The 3,534-nt window shown below is 59.1% G+C and carries 4 protein-coding genes and 2 pseudogenes; 1 reads left to right on the forward strand and 5 read right to left on the reverse strand.

Annotated features, from left to right (window positions below; translation table 11 throughout):
• The 3 genes and pseudogenes from ACPYOI_RS35215 to tesB all read right to left on the reverse strand — a co-directional run.
• Nucleotides 1–228 (reverse strand): annotated as a pseudogene (locus ACPYOI_RS35215) (ammonium transporter); the annotation flags it as partial.
• A 28-nt stretch (nucleotides 229–256) separates the two neighbouring features.
• Entirely contained in the window at nucleotides 257–595 is a 339-nt protein-coding gene (locus ACPYOI_RS35220; protein WP_113360322.1) for a P-II family nitrogen regulator, read from the reverse strand.
• Nucleotides 596–818: 223 nt separating this feature from the next.
• Nucleotides 819–1,703, reverse strand: coding sequence for an acyl-CoA thioesterase II (tesB, locus tag ACPYOI_RS35225; protein WP_481418466.1), 885 nt, complete (start codon nucleotides 1,701–1,703; stop codon nucleotides 819–821).
• A gap of 86 nt (nucleotides 1,704–1,789) precedes the next feature.
• Between tesB and ACPYOI_RS35230 the strand changes: the two genes are divergently transcribed.
• Entirely contained in the window at nucleotides 1,790–3,004 is a 1,215-nt protein-coding gene (locus ACPYOI_RS35230) for a ubiquinone biosynthesis hydroxylase (protein WP_481418465.1), read from the forward strand.
• 10 nt (nucleotides 3,005–3,014) lie between these two features.
• Here ACPYOI_RS35230 and ACPYOI_RS35235 read toward each other — a convergent pair whose 3' ends face one another.
• Together ACPYOI_RS35235 and ACPYOI_RS35240 are read right to left on the reverse strand one after the other, a co-directional pair.
• Complete coding sequence (locus ACPYOI_RS35235) at nucleotides 3,015–3,203, reverse strand: Trm112 family protein (protein WP_027511792.1); 189 nt, start codon at nucleotides 3,201–3,203, stop codon at nucleotides 3,015–3,017.
• Nucleotides 3,204–3,212: 9 nt separating this feature from the next.
• Nucleotides 3,213–3,534, reverse strand: a pseudogene (locus ACPYOI_RS35240) (LON peptidase substrate-binding domain-containing protein); the annotation flags it as partial.

Consider the following 3,534-nt stretch of genomic DNA (forward strand, 5'->3'; position numbering starts at 1 on the left):
GCCGTAGAACAGCGCGAGGCCCGGAATCGTCATCATCAGGACGAGAACCGTGGAGATCAGCATCCAGGTGTTGTCGCCCTTGTCCATGGTCATGGCAGGGGCAGTTGCAGCGGCGGCCGGAGCGGCCGTCGTTGCTGCGTCCTGTGCGAAGGCGGCGACAGGCGCAAGAAGCGCAGCCGACGCAGTGCCGAACCGCGCAAAGATGGAGGAAAACTTCGAGATTGACATTGGAATAATGCTCCTTGCTCAGCGGTTCTTAGAGCGCTTCTGAATCGGTTTCGCCCGTGCGGATGCGAACGGCATGGTCGATCGAGTAGACGAAAATCTTGCCGTCGCCGATCTGGCCGGTCTTGGCCGACGACGCGATGGCTTCGACCGCCTTGTCGACGAGCTCGGAGGCGACTGCGATTTCGATCTTGAGCTTCGGCAGGAAGCTGACCGCATATTCCGTGCCGCGGTAGATTTCGGTATGTCCCTTTTGGCGCCCGTAGCCCTTCACTTCGGTTACAGTCAGGCCCTGTATGCCGATCGCCGTAAGCGCTTCGCGGACCTCATCGAGCTTGAACGGCTTGATAATGGCCATCACAATTTTCATCTGGTTTTCCCATCCTTCGTTATCCTCGGCCCGGAGCCGACTCTCCTTGCCGCTGACGTTCACGGGCAGCGACCGAAGATAGACATTCAAAGGATGTGCCAGATTCGCGATAGTTTATAAGCTATTGAAATATAATAACTATAATTGAAGGCACGAACAAACCCGCAAATAATGGGCGAGCAGATGAATAAATAATGCGCAATTTTATAAATATGCACATTATTTATTCATTTGCCCTTTTCCGGATCAGTCCTTCCTGCGCCACCGACGCAACCAGAACACCTAATCGCGTAAACAGGCTACCGCGGGTTAAACCGCGGGCGCCGGAAGCGGACGGGCTGTCTTGCGTATAAAGCAGCCAGTCGTCGAGTTTGTCCGGACGGTGAAACCACATCGCATGGTCGAGACTGGCCACCTGGAGGCTCTGGTCAAAGATCGAGGTTCCATGGGCGTAGAGCGAGGTACCGAGTAACGTCATGTCGGAGAGATAGGCAAGCACTGCAGCTTGATAGCGCCGGTCCTCGGGGACCGGCCCCGTCGCGCGCACCCAAACGTCCTGGCGCGGGTCGAGCTTCTTGTCGGAAAAGTAGTGCGTCAGCGAAACAGGCCGGATCTCGATCGGCCGCTCGCGTTCCCAATATTTACGCATGGCCGCCGGCGCATGCGCCAGGTACTGCTCCTTGATCTGCTGCTCGCCGAGCAGCTTTTCCGGCATCGGCACCTCGGGCATTACGATCTGATGGTCGAAACCCGATTCCTCGACCTGGAAGGAACATGAGAGGGCGAAAATTGCCTCGCCGTGCTGGATCGCGACAACCCGGCGCGTGTTGAAGCTCGATCCGTCGCGGATGCGCTCCACCTGATAGATGATCGGCACGGAAGGATCCCCCGGACGCATGAAATAGGCATGCAGCGAGTGAACGAAGCGCTCAGCCTCAATCGTTCGCTGGGCCGCCATCAGCGCCTGACTGATCACCTGGCCGCCGAAAACGCGTTGCCAGCCGACCTGAGGACTGCGGCCGCGAAAGATATCCACCTCGATCGGTTCGAGATCGAGGGTGGCGAGCAGCGTCTCCATGGCGGTCGGCTTTGCCGCGTCTTTCGTCATTTTGTTCGGCTCCCGGCTGTAGGAAGTGAGAAGGCGATGGTCTATATAGATCACGATTGTCATCACAAGGCGCGGGGAAATAGGCGATGCTGGACATGCTGATTGTTGGCGGAGGTTACGTCGGCCTTTCAGCAGCGGTTGCGGTCAAGCAGGCAGCACCCCACCTCACTGTGACCGTCGTTGAGGCAGCACCCGAGCATGTCTGGCAGAAGGATATGCGCGCCTCCGCGATCATTGCCGCGGCGTCAAAGATGCTGGAACTCTTTGGTATCTGGGACGAAATCCTGCCGGATGCCCAGCCGATCACCAAGATGATCGTCACCGATTCCAGGACATCCGACCCGGTTCGTCCGGTTTTTCTCACTTTCGATGGCGAGGTGGAAGACGGCCGGCCCTTTGCGCACATGATCCCGAATGCCGTCATGGTTCGCGCGCTTCGCGGCGTCTGCCAGCGGCTTGGCATCGAAATCCGGCATGGGCTGAGCGCCACGGGACTGGCAACGGAAGAAAATCATATCTCCGTCACGTTGTCCGATGGCAGCACGCTGGAGTCACGCCTGCTCGTCGCCTGCGACGGCGTGCGGTCGAAGCTCCGCGATCTGGCAGGCATAAAAACGGTCAGCTGGGATTATGGCCAGTCCGGCATCGTCGTGACCGTCGAGCACGAGCGGCCACACAATGGCTGCGCCGAAGAACACTTCCTTCCCTCCGGCCCCTTTGCGATCCTGCCGCTCACCAACAACCGTTCTTCGCTCGTCTGGACCGAATTCACCAACGATGCCGACCGGCTTGTCGCCGGCGATGATCTGATCTTCGATGAGGAACTGGAGCGCCGCTTCGGCCACAAGCTTGGCGCGCTGAAGGTCATCGGCGAAAAGCGCGCCTTTCCGCTGGGCCTTACGCTCGCCCGCGCTTTCGTGGCGCCGCGCTTCGCACTCGCAGGCGATGCGGCACACGGCATTCATCCGATTTCCGGCCAGGGCCTTAATCTCGGCTTCAAGGACGTCGCAGCGCTGGCTGAAACGATCGTCGAGGCCGATCGCCTTGGCCTCGATATCGGCTCGATCAACATTCTCGAGCGCTACCAGTCCTGGCGCCGGTTCGACACCTTCCGCATGGGAGTGACGACCGACGTGCTGAACCGGCTGTTCTCGAACGACATAACGCCGGTGCGCGTTGTCCGTGACATCGGCCTCGGCATCGTCGATAGGCTGCCGAATCTCAAGTCCTTCTTCATCGGCCAGGCAGCCGGCACGACGGCGAGAAACAATCCCCGGCTTCTGGCGGGCGAAGCGATCTAAGAATCGCGACCTAGTCGTCCAGCCGCCGGGCCTCTGACACCAACATGATCGGGATGCCGTCGCGGATCGGATAGGCAAGGCGCGCCTTTTCCGAGACAAGCTCATTGTGCTCGCGATCATAACTGAGCCTGCCCTTGGTCAGCGGGCACACCAAAAGCTCAAGCAGTTTGGGATCAACGCGGCTGAGTTTTTCGTCCATGCGCGATGATTACTGCAGAACCGTATCGGAGTCACCGAAAACGCGCGCGAGCACGATTTCCGTAATGGCGATCAGCGTTTCGGCCCTGGTCTTGAGATCCGGAGCCTCGAGCAGCGCCTGTTTCTCCGCCGAGCCGAATGGCGACATCATCGCAAGAGAGTTGACGAGCGTCAGATTGCTGGCGCGCTCGACGCTATCCCAATCGGCTTCCAGCTTGTTGGCATCGAGGTAAGCCCTGAAAGCCGACAGCAAAGCGGCACGATCGACGGCATCCTCCTCATCCCGTGCGGAAAGATCGGAAATGAAGGGAGCGATCCGGAAGCATCTAAAG

It is taken from the genome of Rhizobium sp. SVR5-2C (assembly GCF_056755115.1).